The organism is Rhodoferax sp. RT5P35 (assembly GCF_056521385.1).
Genome location: NZ_JBWMAX010000006.1, coordinates 150,575 through 169,243 on the forward strand (window position 1 = coordinate 150,575; position 18,669 = coordinate 169,243).

18 protein-coding genes are annotated in these 18,669 nt (G+C 58.7%); 15 read left to right on the forward strand and 3 right to left on the reverse strand.

The genetic code is table 11. The features are described from left to right. Positions 1 to 18: 18 nt before the first annotated feature. The 4 genes from AC097L_RS11325 (at position 19) to asd (ending at position 3,182) form a co-directional block, all read left to right on the forward strand. Positions 19 to 147, forward strand: coding sequence for an entericidin A/B family lipoprotein (locus tag AC097L_RS11325; protein ID WP_479586471.1), 129 nt, complete (start codon positions 19 to 21; stop codon positions 145 to 147). Then, positions 147 to 803, forward strand: a complete 657-nt coding sequence (leuD, locus tag AC097L_RS11330) for a 3-isopropylmalate dehydratase small subunit (RefSeq protein ID WP_479586472.1) — start codon at positions 147 to 149, stop codon at positions 801 to 803. Before AC097L_RS11325 ends, leuD begins: the two co-directional genes overlap by 1 nt. Positions 804 to 873: 70 nt before the next feature. After that, positions 874 to 1,968, forward strand: coding sequence for a 3-isopropylmalate dehydrogenase (gene leuB, locus AC097L_RS11335; RefSeq protein ID WP_479586473.1), 1,095 nt, complete (start codon positions 874 to 876; stop codon positions 1,966 to 1,968). A 77-nt stretch (positions 1,969 to 2,045) separates the two neighbouring features. Beyond that, the gene (gene asd / locus AC097L_RS11340) at positions 2,046 to 3,182 is read left to right on the forward strand and encodes an aspartate-semialdehyde dehydrogenase (protein WP_479586474.1); all 1,137 of its coding nucleotides are present in this window, start codon (positions 2,046 to 2,048) and stop codon (positions 3,180 to 3,182) included. Between the two features lie 132 nt (positions 3,183 to 3,314). Here asd and AC097L_RS11345 read toward each other — a convergent pair whose 3' ends face one another. Continuing rightward, complete coding sequence (locus tag AC097L_RS11345; RefSeq protein WP_479586475.1) at positions 3,315 to 3,467, reverse strand: hypothetical protein; 153 nt, start codon at positions 3,465 to 3,467, stop codon at positions 3,315 to 3,317. Between AC097L_RS11345 and AC097L_RS11350 the strand changes: the two genes are divergently transcribed. The 6 genes from AC097L_RS11350 to accD are packed head-to-tail and all read left to right on the forward strand — an operon-like array spanning position 3,466 to position 10,455. Continuing rightward, positions 3,466 to 5,907 (forward strand): FimV/HubP family polar landmark protein, encoded by a 2,442-nt coding sequence (locus tag AC097L_RS11350; protein WP_479586476.1) that lies wholly within the window; start codon positions 3,466 to 3,468, stop codon positions 5,905 to 5,907. The genes AC097L_RS11345 and AC097L_RS11350 overlap by 2 nt on opposite strands. A 25-nt stretch (positions 5,908 to 5,932) precedes the next feature. Beyond that, the gene (truA, locus tag AC097L_RS11355; RefSeq protein ID WP_479586477.1) at positions 5,933 to 6,715 is read left to right on the forward strand and encodes a tRNA pseudouridine(38-40) synthase TruA; all 783 of its coding nucleotides are present in this window, start codon (positions 5,933 to 5,935) and stop codon (positions 6,713 to 6,715) included. Positions 6,716 to 6,717: 2 nt separating this feature from the next. After that, positions 6,718 to 7,443: a phosphoribosylanthranilate isomerase gene (locus tag AC097L_RS11360; RefSeq protein WP_479586478.1), complete on the forward strand. Its 726-nt coding sequence runs from the start codon at positions 6,718 to 6,720 to the stop codon at positions 7,441 to 7,443. Next, positions 7,421 to 8,710 carry a tryptophan synthase subunit beta gene (trpB, locus tag AC097L_RS11365; RefSeq protein ID WP_479586479.1) on the forward strand — a complete coding sequence of 430 codons (1,290 nt, stop codon included), beginning with the start codon at positions 7,421 to 7,423 and terminating at the stop codon, positions 8,708 to 8,710. The genes AC097L_RS11360 and trpB overlap by 23 nt, the downstream gene beginning before the upstream one ends. Next, the gene (gene trpA, locus AC097L_RS11370; RefSeq protein WP_479586480.1) at positions 8,707 to 9,528 is read left to right on the forward strand and encodes a tryptophan synthase subunit alpha; all 822 of its coding nucleotides are present in this window, start codon (positions 8,707 to 8,709) and stop codon (positions 9,526 to 9,528) included. The genes trpB and trpA overlap by 4 nt, the downstream gene beginning before the upstream one ends. Positions 9,529 to 9,582: 54 nt before the next feature. Beyond that, a complete protein-coding gene (gene accD / locus AC097L_RS11375; protein WP_295955508.1) occupies positions 9,583 to 10,455 on the forward strand; it encodes an acetyl-CoA carboxylase, carboxyltransferase subunit beta in 873 nt (290 codons plus the stop codon). A gap of 103 nt (positions 10,456 to 10,558) precedes the next feature. On the opposite strand, the gene AC097L_RS11380 is transcribed toward accD, so the two are convergent. Further along, entirely contained in the window at positions 10,559 to 11,113 is a 555-nt protein-coding gene (locus AC097L_RS11380) for a YggT family protein (RefSeq protein WP_479586481.1), read from the reverse strand. Positions 11,114 to 11,174: 61 nt separating this feature from the next. On the opposite strand from AC097L_RS11380, the gene AC097L_RS11385 reads away from it, so the two are divergent. Genes AC097L_RS11385 through AC097L_RS11395 form a run of 3 tightly spaced genes read left to right on the forward strand, consistent with a single transcriptional unit; the run spans position 11,175 to position 15,286 of the window. Beyond that, positions 11,175 to 11,822 carry an LON peptidase substrate-binding domain-containing protein gene (locus AC097L_RS11385; RefSeq protein WP_479586482.1) on the forward strand — a complete coding sequence of 216 codons (648 nt, stop codon included), beginning with the start codon at positions 11,175 to 11,177 and terminating at the stop codon, positions 11,820 to 11,822. Further along, positions 11,822 to 13,765, forward strand: coding sequence for a polysaccharide biosynthesis protein (locus AC097L_RS11390; protein ID WP_479586483.1), 1,944 nt, complete (start codon positions 11,822 to 11,824; stop codon positions 13,763 to 13,765). The genes AC097L_RS11385 and AC097L_RS11390 overlap by 1 nt, the downstream gene beginning before the upstream one ends. Before the next feature lie 15 nt (positions 13,766 to 13,780). Next, the gene (locus AC097L_RS11395) at positions 13,781 to 15,286 is read left to right on the forward strand and encodes a lipopolysaccharide biosynthesis protein (protein ID WP_479586484.1); all 1,506 of its coding nucleotides are present in this window, start codon (positions 13,781 to 13,783) and stop codon (positions 15,284 to 15,286) included. On the opposite strand, the gene AC097L_RS11400 is transcribed toward AC097L_RS11395, so the two are convergent. After that, entirely contained in the window at positions 15,279 to 16,391 is a 1,113-nt protein-coding gene (locus AC097L_RS11400) for a glycosyltransferase family A protein (protein WP_479586485.1), read from the reverse strand. The genes AC097L_RS11395 and AC097L_RS11400 overlap by 8 nt on opposite strands. Before the next feature lie 185 nt (positions 16,392 to 16,576). Here AC097L_RS11400 and AC097L_RS11405 point away from each other — a divergent pair, with 185 nt between their 5' ends. Together AC097L_RS11405 and AC097L_RS11410 are read left to right on the forward strand one after the other, a co-directional pair. Next, positions 16,577 to 17,704 carry a glycosyltransferase family 4 protein gene (locus AC097L_RS11405; protein ID WP_479586486.1) on the forward strand — a complete coding sequence of 376 codons (1,128 nt, stop codon included), beginning with the start codon at positions 16,577 to 16,579 and terminating at the stop codon, positions 17,702 to 17,704. Continuing rightward, the gene (locus tag AC097L_RS11410; RefSeq protein WP_479586487.1) at positions 17,701 to 18,666 is read left to right on the forward strand and encodes a GDP-mannose 4,6-dehydratase; all 966 of its coding nucleotides are present in this window, start codon (positions 17,701 to 17,703) and stop codon (positions 18,664 to 18,666) included. Before AC097L_RS11405 ends, AC097L_RS11410 begins: the two co-directional genes overlap by 4 nt. Positions 18,667 to 18,669: the final 3 nt, after the last annotated feature.

The window sequence follows — 18,669 nt, forward strand, 5'->3', positions numbered from 1 at the left end:
CATCCCTGAAAGACTCCCATGAAAAAATTTGCCACCCTGATCGCCATCGCATTTGCCCTGACCCTGGCCGGTTGCAACACCGTGCGCGGCGTGGGCCAGGACGTGCAAAAAGCGGGTGAAAAAATCGAAGGCGCGGCGACCAAATAATGCAAAAATTTACCGTTGTGCAGGGCCTGGTGGCCCCGATGGACCGTGAAAACGTGGACACCGATGCCATCATCCCCAAGCAGTTTCTGAAGTCGATCCGCAAGACCGGCTTTGGCCCGAATCTGTTTGACGAATGGCGCTACCTGGACGCGGGCTTCCCCGGCCAGGACCCCGCCACGCGCCGACCGAACCCCGACTTCGTGCTGAACCAGCCGCGCTACCAAGGCGCTTCGGTGCTGCTGGCGCGCAAGAACTTCGGCTGCGGCTCGTCGCGCGAACACGCGCCTTGGGCGCTCGACCAGTACGGATTTCGCGCCATCATCGCGCCCAGCTACGCCGACATCTTTTTCAACAACAGCTTCAAGAACGGCTTGCTGCCTATTCAACTGCCGGAAGCGCAAGTCGCCGCGCTGTTCGATGCCTGCCTGGCCTTCCCCGGCTACACGCTGACCATCGACCTGGAGCGCCAGGTGGTCATGATGCCGCAGGGCGAAGAGCTGCCATTCGAGGTGCAGGCTTTCCGCAAATACTGCCTGCTCAACGGTTTTGACGACATCGGCCTGACGCTGCTGCAGTCCGACAAGATCAAGGCCTTTGAAGCCGAGCGTCTGGCCACCAAGCCCTGGTTGGCGCACACTACGGTCGTGGGCGCTTAACTATACTTTTCATAGCTACTAGCGTAGATAGAACCTGCGCTAGAGGCCTATTTCTTATAAATTTTTAAATATGACGTCCCTTAAAATCGCAGTCTTGCCCGGTGACGGCATTGGCCCGGAAATCATGGCCGAGGCCATCAAGGTGCTGAACGTGCTGGAACTGCCGTTCGAGATGGAAACCGCCCTGGTCGGCGGTGCGGCCTACGACGCGTTTGGCCATCCGCTGCCCGATGCCACCTTGAAGCTGGCCAAAGAGTCCGATGCCGTGCTGTTCGGTGCCGTGGGCGACTGGAAATACGACACGCTGGACCGCCCGCTGCGCCCCGAGCAAGCCATTCTGGGCCTGCGCAAGAACCTGGGCCTGTTCGCCAACTTCCGCCCCGCCATCTGCTACGAGCAGCTGGTGGATGCGTCCAGCCTCAAGCCCGAGCTGGTGGCGGGTCTGGATATTCTGATCATCCGCGAGCTGACCGGTGACATCTACTTCGGCCAGCCGCGTGGCCGCCGCACCGCGGTGGACGGGCATTTCCCCGGCTCCGAAGAAGCCTTCGACACCATGCGCTACAGCCGCCCGGAGATCGAGCGCATCGCCCACGTCGCCTTCCAGGCCGCCCGCAAGCGAGACAAAAGGGTCACCAGCGTGGACAAGGCCAACGTGCTGGAAACCTTCCAGTTCTGGAAAGACGTGGTCACCGAGGTGGGCAAGGAATACCCCGATGTGGCGTTGGACCATATGTACGTGGACAACGCGGCCATGCAGTTGGTCAAAGCCCCGAAGAAGTTCGACGTGATCGTGACCGGGAACATGTTTGGCGACATCCTCAGCGATGCGGCGGCCATGCTTACCGGCTCCATCGGCATGCTGCCCTCGGCCAGCCTGAACGCGCACAACCAGGGCCTGTACGAGCCCAGCCATGGCAGCGCGCCGGACATCGCGGGCAAGGGCATCGCCAATCCACTGGCTACAATCCTGTCCGCTGCCATGATGTTACGTTTCTCACTCCAACAAGCCGACGCTGCCGACCGTATCGAGTCTGCGGTGCAATCCGTGCTTGCCCAGGGTTTGCGCACCGTGGACATCTATTCCGCAGGCACGGCGAAGGTGGGTACGCGGGAAATGGGCGACGCTGTGGTCGCTGCAATTACCAAGACAACCAAAGGCTGATCCAGCCCGGTTCGTCACGCCCTCCCCCGGCTCGACGAGCCAGGGCTAAAAAACTCATTTTTTAAAAGGGCGATGGTATGAAAGTAGGTAACTTAGTAGGTTTGGTAGGCTGGCGCGGCATGGTCGGCTCGGTGCTGATGGACCGCATGCAGGCAGAGGGCGACTTCGCCCTGATCGAGCCGATGTTCTTCTCCACCTCCAACGCCGGTGGCCCAGCCCCCGCAGAGGCCAAGAATGAACCCACGCTGCAAGACGCGTACAACATCGACGCGCTCAAGCGCTGCGACATCATCCTGACCGCCCAAGGCGGCGACTACACCAGCGAAGTCTTCCCCAAGCTGCGCGCTGCCGGCTGGAACGGCCACTGGATCGACGCTGCCAGCACCCTGCGCATGAACGACGATGCCGTCATCGTGCTCGACCCGGTGAATCTGCCGGTCATCCAAAACGCCTTGGCTAAGGGCGGCAAGAACTGGATCGGCGGCAACTGCACGGTGAGCTGCATGCTGATGGGCGTGGGCGCGCTGTACAAGGCCGGTCTGGTCGAATGGATGACGAGCATGACCTACCAGGCTGCATCTGGCGGCGGTGCCCAGCACATGCGCGAACTGCTGACACAGTTTGGCACGCTGAACGCCGAAGTCCGCACTCTGCTGGACGACCCCAAATCCGCCATCCTGGAAATCGACCGCAAGGTGCTGGCCAAGCAGCAGAACCTGAGCGCGGCGGAAATCGCCAACTTTGGCGCGCCCCTGGGCGGCTCGCTGATCCCCTGGATCGACAAAGACCTGGGAGACGGCTCCAGCAAGGAAGAATGGAAAGCCGGGGCCGAGACCAACAAGATCCTCGGCCAGGGCCCCAGTTTCGGCACGGCCATCACCCCAGTCGACGGCTTCTGCGTGCGCGTGGGTGCCATGCGCTGCCACAGCCAGGCGCTCACTTTCAAGCTGAAAAAGAACGTGCCCCTGGCCGATATCGAAGCCCTGATCGCCCAGGACAACGACTGGGTCCGCGTGGTGCCCAACACCCGCGAGGCGACGGTCAAAGACCTGACCCCCGTAACGGTGACCGGCACCATGGGCATCCCGGTGGGCCGCATCCGCAAGCTGGCCATGGGACCCGAGTACCTGGGTGCGTTCACGATTGGCGACCAGCTGCTGTGGGGCGCAGCCGAACCTTTGCGCCGCATGCTACGGATCTTGCTTGCTGCTTAACGCAGCTACCGACTGTTAACCGACATTTGGTAGTATGTAACCTGATGCAACGCCAGTGAAAACCGGTGTTGCAACCGTAAGAGCCTTACGTCATCTTGTCAGCCTAAGACATTGATGTTATGGTGATTTTTCCTATTTCAGTGTCGCAGTGCATGCCCGAATGATGAACAAAAATTGCCCGGTTGATAGCGCCAGAAGCTCTGTTTCTGCACCCCGCTGGAAGACGTCTGCCACCACGGCAGCTGTGGTGGCAACATTGGTAGGCTTGGCCAGCAGCAGTGCCATGGCGCTGTCCTTGGGCCGCATGACGGTGTTGTCCGGTTTGGGCGAACCTCTGCGCGCTGAAATTGAACTGCCTGACATCACCGCCGACGAGGCCAGTAGCCTCAAACCCGAGGTGGCCCCGGCGGAAGCCTTTCGTGCGGCTGGGCTGGAATACAACGCGGCACTGACCGACCTGCGCATCGTGCTGCAGCGGCGGGCCGACGGCAAATCATTTTTGCGGCTGAGCAGCAACCGCACTGTCACCGATCCCTTTATCGACCTGATTTTGCAGGTCAACTGGGCCTCAGGCCGGATCGTGCGCGACTACACCATCCTGTTGGACCCGCCTTCAACGCGCCCGGCCCCGGCAGCGGCGGCTATCGCACCGCAGATCACCGCGCCCGCTGCGCCAGCCCCGGCAGTTGCCCCACAGGCTGCAGCCACCGTGTCGCCCGCCCCGCCCGCTGTAGCCGCTCCTGCGCGCACCGCCCCAGCTAAACCCATCGCCCCCAGTGCAGCCGCCAAACCCGCTGCCAGCGATGCAAAACAGGTCACCGTGAAAGCGGGCGACACCGCCAGCAAAATTGCCAGCGCCAGCAAGCCCACGAGCGTGTCGCTGGACCAGATGCTGGTCGCCATGTTGCGCGCCAACCCGAATGCCTTCATCAACGGCAACGTGAACCGGGTGAAAGCCGGTGCGGTACTGAACCTGCCCGATGCCACCCAGGCAAGCAGCACTGCGCCCGTAGAAGCCACGCAGATCATCACGGCGCAAAGCCGCGACTTCAACGCCTTCCGAAACAAGCTGGCGACTGGTGTACCGGCGGTACAGGTAGCCGAAGCTGACCGCAAAGCCAGCGGCAAAGTGCAAGCCCAGGTCGATGAGAAAAAACCGTCCACTGCCGCACCCGACAAGCTGACGCTGTCCAAAGGCGCGCTCAAGAGCAAAACCGACGAAGACAAAATCGCCCGCGACAAAGCCGAACAAGAATCCAAGGCCCGTGTCGCCGAACTCGCCAAAAACATCACCGCACTGAACAAGTTGGGGGCGTCCACCGTGGTGCCGCCCGCACCGGCAGCCAGTGTGGCCAAAGCGCCGGTACCTGAACTGCCCGCGATACCCGTGGCCGTGCCCGCACCCGCAGTGGCGTCGGCCCCTGCACAACCCGCACCTGCACCCGCCGTACCCGCTGTGTCTGCGCCCGCGTCCGAACCGGCAGCGCCCGTAGCCGCTCCGGCATCCGCTGCCAGTGCACCATCCGCCTCCCCTGCCGAAGACTCTGGCAGCTGGACAGATACGCTGCGCGATAACCCGCTGGTGTGGGTTGCCGCGGGTTTGCTTGCTCTGCTGGGCGGCCTGGGCATCTACAGCGCCCGCAAACGCAAGCAATTGGCCAGTGCCGACAGCTCGTTTCTGGAAAGCCGCCTGCAGGCCGATTCGTTCTTTGGTGCCAGTGGGGGACAGCGCGTGGACACCCATGCCGACGATGCACCTGCATCCAGCATGTCGTATTCGCCTAGCCAGTTGGATGCCGCCAGCGATGTCGATCCAGTGGCCGAAGCCGATGTGTACCTGGCCTATGGGCGCGATTTGCAAGCCGAAGAAATCCTCAAGGAAGCCTTGCGCGCCACGCCAGAACGCATTGCCATCCACAGCAAACTGCTGGAGATTTACGCCAAGCGCCGCGATGCCGTCAACTTTGCAGGCTTGGCCGCTGTAGCCCATGCACTCACTGGCGGCCAGGGACCCGAATGGGACCGCATCGCCGCAATAGGCCACGGGTTGGAGCCCGGCAACAGCTTATACCAATCGGCTGAGCAGAACGCCGTCAGCACCGCGGCCGATAGCCCCGCCTGGATGGACAGTCTGCGTGCAGAACCATCTGCCGAGGATTTTGCCCCCGTGTCGGAGCCCCCTGCCGGGCTGGAAGGTCTGGACCTTGATCTGGACCTGGACTTCATGGACAGCGATCTGCGTGCGATATCCGATAGTCCCGATGCACTTGCCACCCCGGCGGTGTCTGATCCATTGGCTTCATCACTCACCGTACCCGCAGCCCTAGAACTGCCCGATGCGGTCGAAGATGCATCCATCGACGGCCTGGACTTTGACCTGGACCTGAGCACGGCATCCAGCCCGCTTTCGGGTGTCGCTGCTGCGGCACACCCGCCTTTGGCAGAAGACACGACAGGGCCTCTTGCATTCGACCTGGGCTCCTTGTCACTGGATCTAGAAGATCCGCTGCCCGCCGCTGCCGCGGGGTTGGACCCCGAGGCCGATACAGCGGGCACCAACAACATTGACGAAGGCGACCCTTTGGCCACCAAACTCTCGCTGGCCGAAGAGTTCAGCTCCATCGGCGACGAAGACGGTGCCCGCGCTCTGGCCGAAGAAGTGCTGGAAGAAGCCACCGGCGCGCTGCGCGCCAAAGCGCAGAAATTCCTGGACAGCCTGTCCTGATGCCTCTGCACCGAGGGGCTGCAAGGTGCGGATAGCCCTGGGCGTGAGCTACAACGGCCAGGGCTACGAGGGATGGCAGAGCCAGTTGTCGGGCAACACCGTACAAGACAAGTTAGAGGCCGCCCTGGCCGCGTTTAGCCAGCGCAAGGTGTCCACTCTGTGCGCGGGCCGCACCGATGCCGGGGTGCATGGCCTGATGCAGGTGGTGCACTTCGACACGCCCCTGCAGCGCCCCACCGCTTCGTGGGTACGCGGCGTGAATGCATTTTTACCCCGCGATATCGCGGTGCAGTGGGCCCAGGAAATGCCCGATAGCTTCCACTGCCGTGCCAGCGCCGTAGCCCGACGCTATGTGTACGCGCTGCTGGAGTCGCCGGTGCGCCCCAGCGTGGAGGGCGGACGGGTGGGCTGGGTCTACCGCCCACTGGACCTGGCCGCCATGCAGCAGGCCGCCGCGCATTTGGTGGGCGAGCACGACTTTTCATCGTTCCGGGCGGCGCGCTGCCAGGCCTTGTCGCCGGTCAAAAATCTGACCCGCATCGACATTGCCCAACGCGGCGTGTATTGGCGTTTTGAATTTGAAGCCAACGCATTTTTGCACCACATGATCCGCAACCTGATGGGCTGCCTGGTGGCGGTGGGCCAGGGCTTCCAGCCACCCGAGTGGATTTTGGAAGTGCTGGCCGCGCGCGACCGCAACGCTGCCGCGCCCACCTTCTCGCCAGACGGTTTGTATTTCATGGGGCCGGTGTATCCCGCACACTGGGGCCTTCCCACCCGAACCGCCGCTTTTGACTGGATGCCATAGAAATGACCTACCACCGCACCCGCATCAAAATTTGCGGCCTGACCCGCGAGCAGGACGTGGACGCAGCGGTAGCCGCTGGGGCCGATGCGGTCGGCTTTGTGCTGTACCCGCCCAGCCCGCGCTACGTGACGCCCCAGCGTGCCGCAGAACTGGCTAAGCGCCTGCCGCCTTTCGTCACGCCGGTTTTATTGTTCGTCAACGAGACCGCTATTAATGTAATAGCTGCTTGTGCAGTCGTACCCTGCGCTACAGTGCAATTTCATGGTGAAGAATCGCCTGCGGAGTGCTGGGCGGCCAGTGCCAACGGCACGCGGCCGTTTTTACGGGCGGCCCGGATTCCCCTGGATGACAGCCAGCCATTTGACTTGCTAAAATTCGTATCCGATTACGCAACAGCCCAAGCCATCCTGCTCGACGCACACGTCGATGGATATGGCGGCGGCGGAAAAACATTCAATTGGTCACGTCTTCCTCCAAGCGTCAGCTCTCACCTCGTCTTAAGTGGTGGACTCACGCCTGCAAACGTGACCGATGGCATTTTGCAGGTTCTGCCACGCGCTCTGTCGCTGTCCGTTGATGTGAGCTCCGGTGTCGAGATCTCCGCTACCGGAGGGGCAACCCTCAAAGGGATCAAAGATGCCGCAAAAATCCACCAGTTTGTCGCCGCTGTGCGCGCGGCAGACGACCAACTTGCAAAGTTAAACCATGACAACCTACCAACAGCCTGATGTCTCAGGCCACTTCGGCATATATGGCGGCAGTTTCGTTTCCGAGACGCTGACCCACGCCATTGAAGAGCTGAAAGACGCTTACGCCCAGTACCAGCATGACCCGGCCTTTCTGGCCGAGTTTGAATCGGAACTGGCGCACTTTGTGGGCCGGCCTTCGCCCATCTACCACGCGGCCCGCACCAGCCGTGAAATGGGCGGCGCGCAGATCTTTCTCAAGCGCGAAGACCTGAACCACACCGGCGCGCACAAGATCAACAACACCATCGGCCAGGCCATGCTGGCCAAGCGCATGGGCAAGCCGCGCATCATTGCCGAGACGGGAGCGGGCCAGCACGGCGTGGCCACGGCCACCATCTGCGCCCGCTACGGCCTGGAATGCGTGGTCTACATGGGCAGCGAAGACGTGAAGCGCCAAAGCCCCAACGTCTACCGCATGAAGCTGCTGGGTGCCACCGTGGTGCCGGTGGAGTCGGGCAGCAAAACCCTGAAAGACGCGCTGAACGAAGCCATGCGCGACTGGGTGGCCAATGTGGACAACACCTTCTACATCATCGGCACGGTGGCGGGCCCGCACCCCTACCCGATGATGGTGCGCGACTTCCAGAGCGTGATCGGCAATGAATGCCTGGTGCAGATGCCCGAGATGCTGGCGGCCGCAGGCTGCACCAGCCCCCAACCCGATGCCGTGGTGGCCTGCGTGGGCGGTGGCAGCAATGCCATGGGCATTTTCTACCCCTACATTAACCATGCAGCTACCCGGCTGATCGGTGTGGAAGCGGCGGGCGAGGGCCTGGAATCGGGCAAGCACTCGGCATCCCTGCAAAAAGGCAGCCCTGGCGTGCTGCACGGCAACCGCACCTATCTGCTGCAAGACGCGAATGGCCAAGTCACCGAAACCCACAGCATCAGCGCCGGGCTGGACTACCCCGGCGTCGGCCCGGAGCATGCGTTTCTGAAGGACATTGGCCGCGCCGAATACGTGGGCATCACCGACGCGGAAGCTTTAGCTGCCTTCCACTACCTGTGCCGCACTGAGGGCATCATCCCCGCGCTGGAATCCAGCCACGCCTTTGCGTATGCCATGCAGCTGGCCAAAACCATGCGGCCCGACCAGTCGATTCTGGTGAATCTGTCGGGCCGGGGCGACAAGGACATTGGCACGGTGGCCGATTTGTCCGGCAGCGACTTTTACGACCGCCCTTCCATGCGCGGCCTGACCGTCAAGGGCGCTAGCACTGCAAACGCCGCCAAGGAGGCCGTATGAGCCGTATTGCCACGACCTTCGCCCAGCTCCAGAAAGCGGGCCGCAAGGCGCTGATCCCGTATGTGACTGCAGGCTTTCCCTTCGCCGACATCACGCCCGCGCTGATGCACGGCATGGTGGCCGCCGGAGCCGATGTGATCGAGCTGGGCATTCCGTTCAGCGACCCCATGGCCGACGGCCCGGTGATCCAGAAAGCGGGCGACAAGGCCCTGGCTTTTGGCATCGGCATGGCCGAGGTGCTGGAGATGGTGCGCCAGTTTCGCCTGCAAGACGCGCAAACACCCGTGGTGCTGATGGGCTACGCCAACCCGGTGGAGCGCTATAACCACGTACATAGCCAGACCCGCGGCAAGGACGCCTTCATCCAGAATGCATCCAAGGCCGGTGTAGACGGCGTGCTGGTGGTGGACTACCCGCCCGAAGAATGCGTGGACTTTGCCGCCAAGCTCAAGGCCCACCACATGGACCTGATCTTCCTGCTGGCACCCACCTCCACCGAAAAACGCATGCAGCAGGTGGCCCAGGTGGCCAGCGGCTATGTGTATTACGTGTCGCTCAAGGGCGTGACGGGTGCAGGCACGCTGGACACCGGCGCGGTCGGGGCCATGCTGCCGCGCATCCGCCAGCACGTGCACATTCCCGTGGGCGTGGGCTTTGGCATCCGCGACGCGGAAACCGCCCGCGCCATTGGCCAGGTGGCCGACGCGGTGGTGATCGGCAGCAAGATCATCCAGCTGATCGAAAACCAGCCGCACGACCAGGTGGTGGCCACCGCCGCCGACTTCCTGCGCGGTATCCGCACAGCGCTGGACGCATAATCCCTGGCGCGCCCCTGGATGGCCAGGGCGCGCCACTAGTACAGAGGAAACCCCATGTCTTGGCTTGAAAAACTGCTCCCCACCAAAATCCAGCGCTCCGACCCAGCCGACCGGCGTAGCGTGCCCGAGGGGCTATGGATCAAATGCCCAAGCTGCGAAACCGTGCTGTACAAGACCGACCTGGAGCAGAACCAGAACGTCTGCCCCACCTGCGGCCACCACCACCGCATCAGCGCCCGCGCGCGCCTGAATGTGTTTCTGGATGCCGAAGGCCGCTACGAGCTGGGCCAGGAGGTAGTGCCGGTCGACCCGCTGAAGTTCAAGGACAGCCGCAAGTACCCCGAGCGCATCAAAGAAGCGATGGAAAACACCGGCGAAACCGATGCGCTGGTGGTGATGGGCGGGTCGGTCCACGGCATCAACGTGGTGGTGGCCTGCTTTGAGTTTGAATTCATGGGCGGCAGCATGGGCAGCGTGGTGGGCGAACGCTTTGTGCGCGCCGTGCACGCCGCCATCGAGCAAAAAGTGCCCTTCATCTGCTTTACCGCCACCGGCGGCGCGCGCATGCAAGAAGGCCTGCTGAGCCTGATGCAAATGGCTAAGACCAATGCCTCGCTGACCCGCCTGGCCAAGAAAGGCTTGCCTTACATCAGCGTGCTGACCGACCCAACCATGGGCGGCGTAAGCGCGGGCTTTGCGTTTGTGGGCGACGTGGTGATTGCCGAGCCCAAGGCGCTGATCGGCTTTGCCGGCCCCCGCGTGATCGAATCCACCGTGCGCGTAACACTGCCCGAAGGCTTCCAGCGGGCCGAGTTTTTGCAGCAAAAGGGTGCGATCGACCTGATCTGCAACCGCAAAGAACTGCGCAAAACCATCGCCCACACGCTGGCTATGCTCCTCAAGCAGCCGGTGGATGCAGTAGTTTAGGTTTTCAAGCCTTTTTTAAGAGGCAAAATCGGCAGCTAGCGCAATTTCTACCTGCGCTAGCTGCTACTAGAAAGATAGTAAAAATAGATAGCAACGTGCGGGCCTACACCATTGCCAGCACCGCAGGCAGCGCGTAGTTCATCACGATGGATGCAACCTGCAGCAGCACCAGCAGCACCAGCGCCGACAGATCAAAGCCCCCAACCGGCGGCACGATGCGCCGCACCGGCAGCAGCAAGGGCGCGCACAGGCGCTCCAATACGTCCGACAACGGTGAGCGGGTTTGCATCCACGACAGCACGCTGTAAACCAGCAGCATGCCGATCAGGCCGGTAATCACCATCGACACCACGCCAAACAACGCCAACACCGGCACCGCCAGTATCCCCGCCACACCGCCAGCCCATAACCATAGCAAGAAGAACTGCAGCAGTTTCAACAGAATGGGGGCAATCACACTGGCCAGATCCCAGCGTCCTACTGCAGGCACCATTCGCCGCAGCGGCAGCACCAGCCAGTCACTGAGCGCAAACACCAGGTTGCCGACAGGGTTGCGAAATGAAATGCGTTGGTATTGCATATACAGGCGCAACAGGCAGGCACTACCGACCAGGCCGGTGGCGACTTCTAACAAAAACGAGATGATTTGGTACAGCATGCAAACGCCTATTCGGGTCGTGGGATGATAGCGCCTGTATTTGTCGTCTTAGAGCCCCCTTGTGTCCACACCCCGCGCCTACCCCAACCTGCCCTTGTTCCCCCTGGAAACCGTGCTGTTCCCCGGTGGTCTGCTGCCCTTGCGTATTTTTGAAGTGCGCTACCTGCACATGGTGGAGCAATGCCGCAAGGCGGGCACGCCCTTCGGCATCGTCTCGCTGTTGAAGGGCTCCGAAGTACGCCGCCCCGGGATGGCGAATGAAAGCTTCTACCCGGTGGGTACGCTGGCCCGAATCAACCATTTCGACGCTCCCCAAGCAGGTTTGATGGAAATTGACTGTGTGGGCGCCGAGCGTTTTCGTATCCAATCCAGCCGCCAGCTCGCCCATGGCCAATGGGTGGCGGATGTGGAGCTGCTGGACGACGATGCCGCCACGCCCGTCCCCAGTGACCTGGCGCACGCATCCACAAGCTTGGGCCAACTGATCCAGACACTGCGCGCGCAACATGTCGCAGAAAACCGCTTCCCTATTCTGCCGCCGCTGCAGTTGGAGGATTGCGGCTGGGTGGCCAACCGCTGGTGTGAAATGCTGCCGCTGTCGGTGCAGGTGAAGCACAACCTGCTGGCCCTGGACAGCCCCCTGGTACGTTTGGAACTTGTGGCGGATGTGCTGGCCAAGGCCCATCCAGCCCCACCGCGTCCCGAATAATGCCGGTATTTATCCTGAACCACCACGCGATTCTGGAATGGTCCCGCTCGACGAAACGTCTGGTGGTGGTCACGCTCGATGTCATCTTGGGCCTGTTTGCCATGTGGCTGGCGTTCACTCTGCGGCTGGACAAGCTGCATTGGCCCGCCGGTGCGCAATGGGCGGTGTACGTACTGTGTCCGGTGCTGGCGGTGCCGATTTTTGTGCGCTTTGGCCTGTACCGCGCGATATTTCGCTACACCGGTATGGCGGCCCTCACGGCCACCGCCAAGGCTGTGGGGATTTACACCGTATGGCTGTTTGTTCTTTTGCAATGGATGCAATGGATGCAGTGGGAAGTGATTCCGCGCAGCATCGGGATTTTGCAGCCCCTGATTTTTTTGCTGCTGGTGGGGGCTAGCCGCTCGGTCGCCCGCTTCTGGCTGGCGGGCCTGGACAGCGATGTCCGGCGCACCGCCAGTGCACGCCTGTTGATTTATGGCGCAGGCAACGCCGGGGTGCAAACCGCCGCCGCGCTGGTCAGCACGCGCACCTACACCATTCTCGGTTTTGTTGACGATGATCCGGCAAAAGCTGGTCGTAGCATCAATGGCGTGCCGGTGTACGGGCCACAGCAGATCCCCGGCATCGTCAGCCGAGAAAATGTCACCGACATCTTGCTGGCCATCCCCAGCGTGAGCCGGGAGCGCCGCAACGAGATTTTGCAAACCCTGCAAACGCTTCCCGTGCATGTCCGAACCTTGCCTGGCTTATCGGATTTGGCCAGCGGCCGTGTCACGGTGCAAGACATCCGAGAACTCGACATCGAAGACCTCTTGGGCCGCGAACCCATCCCGCCCCACCCCGAGCTATTGGCCCGCAACCTCACCGGCAAAACCGTGCTGGTGACAGGTGCAGGCGGCAGCATTGGCAGCGAATTGTGCCGGCAGATTGTGGTGGAACGGCCCCTGCGCCTGGTACTGGTGGACCACAGTGAATTTGGCCTCTACACCATCCATGCTGAGCTGCAAGCTTTGTGTACGAGCTGTGATCTGGCAGTAGAACTGGTGCCCCTGCTAGGCAGTGTAGGCAACTATGCGCGGATGCTAGCTATCTGCACCCAGTACCGGCCTGCCACGGTCTACCACGCCGCCGCGTACAAGCACGTGCCGCTGGTAGAAAGCAATCCGGCCGAAGGCATACTGAACAACGTGTTTGGCACGCTAAACATGGCACGTGCAGCCGTCACCACCTCTGTTGCACATTTTGTGCTGGTCTCCACCGACAAGGCCGTGCGCCCCACTAATGTGATGGGTGCCACCAAGAGGATTGCCGAACTGATCCTGCAAGCCCTGGCCGCCAGCCCAGTGGTGCAGTGGGATGAGCACACCAGCAGCCCCAACAACACCGTCTTCGCCATGGTGCGGTTTGGCAATGTGCTTGGCTCCAGCGGCAGCGTTGTGCCCTTGTTTCGGCGGCAATTGGCCAATGGCGGACCGCTGACCGTCACCCATGAAGAGGTGACCCGCTACTTCATGACCATTCCCGAAGCCGCACAACTGGTGCTGCAGGCCGGTGCGATGGCGCATGGGGGGGATGTATTTGTGTTGGAAATGGGCAAGCCGGTAAAGATATTAGACCTTGCACACCGCATGCTTGCTCTATCCGGCCTGACGCTGCGTGATGCCCTCCGTACCGATGGCGATATTGAAATATGCATTACCGGCTTGCGCCCAGGTGAGAAACTGTATGAAGAGCTGCTGATCGGCGAAAATCCTGAGCCTACCGCACATCCTCGCATCACGAAAGCGCAGGAAGACTTTGTAGGCTGGGGGCTTTTAAAGCAAAAGTTACGCCGTCTCGAAACTGCGGCTGCGCGGGGTGACTTGGAAACCATGCAGGATGTGCTGGCGATGCTGGTACACGGCTACATCCCAACTGCAACCATCCGTCATACCGCTTGATGCACGGCCATTGGCATGTCGCTTAAAAAAAATATCTTAGCTAACTACCTGGGCCAAGCCTGGACAGCGCTCATGGGGCTTGCGTTCGTGCCGGTGTATATCCAGCAATTGGGTATGGAAGCCTATGGCATTGTTGGCCTTTATACGCTTCTTCAAGCGGGCTTAGTGCTGCTGGATATGGGTATTTCCCAAACACTGAATAGAGAAATGGCACGCTATACCGCGGGCCAGTACACAGAGCGTGAAATACACATATTTTTGCGTAGCGTCGAAATCGCAGCAGCAGGAGCAGCTTTATTTTTCGGCAGCACTATTTTTCTCGGTGCCCATGGAATAGCAGGCTATTGGGTACGGGCACAACATCTTCCTATTTCTGAAATTCAAACAGCCGTCAGCACGATGGGGCTAATCGTTGCATTGCGGGTTATGGAGGGGCTTTACAGAGGTGGCATAGCAGGCTTGCAGCAACAGATTGTGTTGAATATGGTCGGTGCCAGCGTTGCTACCGGACGTTGGGCTGGTGCTGCATGCATCGTCTTATGGGTACAACCGAGCATCACTGCCTTTTTTACTTGGCACGCATGTGTATCGGTAATCGCCGTCATGGCATACCGGTATATTTTGTATCGCTCTTTGCCCACAACGGAAAATAAAATTGGATTTTCAATCCATGCCCTGAAAAAAGTCCAGCGCTTTACAGGAGGTATGCTGCTTACTACAGCATTAGCACTCGTACTGACGCAATCAGACAAGCTATTACTCTCCCGGATACTGAGCCTTGAAGCATTTGGCTACTATACATTAGCAACTTTGGTATCCAGCGGACTCAGCTTGGCTGGAGGGCCTGTGACCCAAGCGCTTTATCCCCGTTTCACCGAACTGGCAACCCAAAGAGACACTGCAAATTTAGCACGCTCTTATCACATGGGCGCTCAATTAATGAGTGTCATCACCATGCCACCGGCCTTGCTACTCATTTTTTTTGGCCAAGACTTGATCACCGCATGGACTGGAAATTCTGCACTGTCAACCCAAGTCGCGCCGATTCTTACTCCATTGGCTATAGGAACCATGCTAAACGGACTCATGGGCATACCGTATATATTGCAATTAGCCCATGGGTGGACTGGATTTGCCTCACGCATGAATATGGTGGCCGTTACTATTTTAGTACCTTTGATTATCTGGATAGCCCCCCACTATGGTCCAATTGGCGCTGCCTGGGTATGGGTCGCCTTAAATACCGGATACATTTTTTTGGGTATACACTTTATGCACCGACGCCTATTACCTCAAGAAAAATGGCGTTGGTACTGGCACGATATCGCAATGCCCGGAATACCCATATCAGTGGTAATGTTCATAAGCCGAGCTATCCACCCCACTGCACTTGGCAGAGAAGTCGAATGGTGCTGGTTGATTGGAAGTGCGTTGTTGGCGTTTATAATTGGTTGCCTTTTTTCCAGATACATACGCGAAAAATTAAATATAATACACTACAAGTGCAATCAAATTAATTGAGAATTTTTGAAATTACCTGGGTGGCATCATAAATATCTTTTGTATCAGAAGGCATTTTTAATATTTGACTACTTTGGTATGCAACTTCAGTCGACACAGGAGCAGATGGATGAAAAATCTTGTGCGCAATACTTCCAATCAAGTCTGCACCCGTACTAAGCAAAACCCCATGGCGATGGGCGGCTTGCAACGCAAACTTAATTTCTTGCGCACGTAATCCGGGTGCGATCAAACGAGCCTCTCTGATCACTCCCGAAAAATGTGCCGCATAGTCAATTTTGGACAACAAGTCGGGTTGGTTAAAATGTTCTGAGACTTCGACCAAAGCATCCAGCAATGCCATTTGTATCGAAACACCCTCATATCTTGGCGCATAAAAAGCTTTTGCTTCTGCCAGAAATCCACTACCTTTACCCAACTGCACAGCGGCACCGTTTGCCTTGGCCCCCTGCCCAGAAAGTGTGAGCAATTCTTTAGAGGAGAAAAAATGGGGCGTATTCGCTGCAATTGCGATGGATGAATAAAGGTCGGGACTCGAACGGCAGAAAAAAACGCCATCAACAACAAGTCGGCGTAGCAATGTCGTCGGAATAAAATTATGGTAGACCATTGGGCCATCCACATAACGAGCACGGCCTTTAGCAATTTTTCCTAAAAACGTGTCTGACTGCACCATCCCCCCCCCCAAACCTGATGCATGTATAAATGCCACGGTATTGCGCTTACTCTCGTTGGAAAAATCAGGCCAACAGTAATTTGCAAGTGAATGGTGAATAGGTATATCGCCAACTTGAGTAATAATATTTTTTACTTTTTTTATGCAATCTGGCATTAAACCATCATCATCTCCAATGAATGTCAAAAAATCACCGGTTACTTCACTTAAGACAAAATCCCAATGTGCAGACATTGCCAAATATCGATGAGGTGTAATATAACGAATTCGAACGTCATTAAATGACTCTACAATATCACGGGCAGTGCTTCCTGGATTATCAGAAACGAGAATTTCAAAATCTTCATCTTGAGAAATGCATGTTCGCAAACATGCTTCCAAATAAGTAGATCTTCCTTCAATGGTGGGGATGGCAACCGTAATTTTCATTTTTTGAGTCTACACCGCCGACAGAGCTGAATACGCTTGCTCGACAGCAAAGTCTGCTCAGTCAATTACAAAGATCGACTACGCCCAAGCGAATATACCCAGCCTCATACTTGCATCCGTGATCCCGCTTCTATCTTGAGCCTCTGTAGTTTTTTGAATTCAACTGCACCAACTAATTTCTCTCAATGCGCGTAAATTTCGACTCACAAATCTTCTGCTCGCAAGCCGTGGGGGGTATTTCGCGCTACTTTGCGAGCTTGGCGGCAGAAATGGATCGTATCCAGGATGTGCAGCCACGTATCGTGGCGCCCTACCATGTCAACAGTTATCTGCAAACGCTGCCGCATAACATCGTCCGTGGCCACCACGCGCCACAGAGCCGCGTGCCCAAAGCCTTGCTACGGATCGCCAGCCTGGTCGCAGGAGGACTCATGGAAGGCGTGATGCCAGCCGACATACTGCACAGGACGTATTACTACCCTTTCTGCCACCTGCCGAGCCGTGCCAAAAACGTACTCACCGTTTACGACATGATTCATGAAAAGTTTCCGCAGCACTTTTCACCCCATGATCCGATAGCACGCTGGAAAAAACGTGCGGTGGCTGCTGCCGACGCAATCATCTGCATCTCTGAGCAAACCCGCCAAGATCTGCTGTATTTCAATCCGCAGATTCCACCTGAAAAAGTGTCTGTCACCTATCTGGGCTTTGACGACCTGGGCCAACTGCTCACCGACGAACCGGCCCAGGCATTTCGAACACGGGCGCTGGGCATTGATACCCCTTACATCCTTTTTGTGGGAAGCCGAATCGGCTACAAGAACTTCGAAGGCCTGCTGCAGGCCTACCAGACATCGCCCTGGCTCAAAGACAACTTTGGCTTGTTGTGCTTTGGCGGCGGCGCGTTCACCCAGGCCGAGCAAGCACTTATTGCGCGCGGCGGAAGTGCGTCGAGGGTGCGGCAGATTGGCGGAAATGATGCCGTCCTGGCAGCCTGTTATCGCCATGCAACCTTGTTCGTTTATCCTTCTTTTTACGAGGGGTTCGGTATACCACCACTGGAAGCCATGTCATTGGACTGCCCAGTGGCTTGCAGCCAAACCAGTTCCATTCCAGAGGTCGTAGGTGATGCTGCGGCTTTTTTTGATCCTACTAATATTCAAGCCATGCAAGCGACACTGGAAACGCTATTGAATTCGCCCGACTCCGCGGCCGTCCTGGTGGAACGAGGACGAATCCGCCGCATGCAATTTTCATGGCGCCAATGTGCGGAAGAAACCATCGGCACCTACCGTACAGCGCTCGCCCAATGAAAGCGCTCATCTGCGGCATCAGCGGCCAGGATGGCGCATTTCTGGCTAGGCATTTGCTTGCCAAGGGCTACGAAGTGTGGGGTACCTCGCGCGACGCGCAGTTATCCACCTTCAACAACTTGCAACGCCTGGGCATCCACGAGCAAGTCAAAAAATTGTCCATGGCCACCAACGACTTCCGCAGCGTGCTCCAGGCCGTGACACGCTGCCAGCCCACAGAAATCTACAACCTGGCGGGCCAGAGTTCGGTAGGGTTATCGTTCGAGCAACCGGCAGAAGCCCTGGAGAGCATTGCCACGGCAACGCTCAACCTGCTGGAGGTGATCCGCTTCCTGGGCCTGCCCATACGCTTTTACCAGGCCGGCTCCAGCGAATGTTTTGGTGACCTCGGTGATGTGGCAGCCACCGAAACTACCCCTTTTGCGCCGCGCAGCCCTTATGCGGTGGCCAAATCAACGGCCCATTGGCTGGTCACCAACTACCGGGATACCTATGGCCTGTATGCCTGCAACGGCATCTTGTTCAACCATGAATCGGCATTGCGTCCGCCGCGGTTTGTGACCCGCAAAATCACGCAGGGCGCCGTGCAGATTGCGCGCGGTGCCAGCCAAAAATTAGTGCTGGGTGATCTCAGCATCCGGCGCGATTGGGGCTGGAGTCCGGAATATGTAGACGCCATGTGGCGCATGCTGCAGCAGGACCAGCCCCAGGATTTCGTCATCGCCACTGGCATCTCGCGTTCCCTACAAGAGTTTGTCGAAGCGGCGTTTGTCGCGGTCCTTCTCGACTGGAAAGACCATGTAGTGCAAGATGCCCAATTTTTCCGCCCTACCGAAATTCGCCAGAACCGTGGCGACGCGTCCAAGGCCTATCAGATCCTGGGCTGGAAGGCTACTATGATGATGCACGAAGTGGCATGCACAATGGTGCGGCACGAGTTGGATGCCAGCCTCACGCTGTGAGGA